At 31.0% G+C, this 690-nt stretch carries 1 protein-coding gene; it reads left to right on the forward strand.

Features of this window, described 5'->3' with window-relative positions; translation table 11 throughout:
* Positions 1-471: 471 nt before the first annotated feature.
* On the forward strand, positions 472-690 hold a 219-nt coding region (locus JM172_RS24585; protein WP_214484993.1), incomplete at its 3' end, for a hypothetical protein.

Genomic DNA, 690 nt, shown 5'->3' on the forward strand with positions numbered 1-690 from the left:
CCATATACCCACCTTTGAGAAATCTACTAATTATTCTTAGTAGACTAGGGTCAGCAATTCGCAGCTTTAAGAACTCCATCATCCATGTGTGGTCAACGTTGTCAAAGAATCCTTTAATATCGACATCCACTACATAATTTACTGACCTCTTTTCAATATAGAAGTTCAGTATCTTCAAAACGAGTGAATGGCTAGTTCTTACTCGACGGGAATCCCACCCGTTATATGATACGACCTAAGCTCGGCCGCACATGCGCCATATTGTTGAATAATATTGTCATATGGTATTTGAACTATACGACTCATTAATCATTGAGTTTCTTTATCTGTTCTCTAAAGTTAGTGATATATTTTCTCCTTTTAGTAACTTCAATTCCACAAACAGTTTTTTTAAGATAGGAATCTAAGAAACTCATATGTATGAGAAAAATGGAATAATAATAATACAAACCTTTCAAAGGGGATGTTTTATTGTTGAAAAATAGATTTATTTTTATTGGAGTAATTTTCACATTGACTATATTAGTTGTAGCAATTTATTTTAGTAATCATTACAAATCCGAGACAGTAAAAGCGCAAACCCATATGCTTAATAATTCAAATGCCAAAAATAAGTTACTTGTAGATATATTAATTCTAGATATTTTTAAAGCAGTAAAAAATCAATATAAATTAAGTAAAAGCACTCCA

The organism is Bacillus sp. SM2101 (genome assembly GCF_018588585.1).
In the GTDB taxonomy this organism is placed as follows: domain Bacteria; phylum Bacillota; class Bacilli; order Bacillales; family SM2101; genus Nanhaiella; species Nanhaiella sioensis.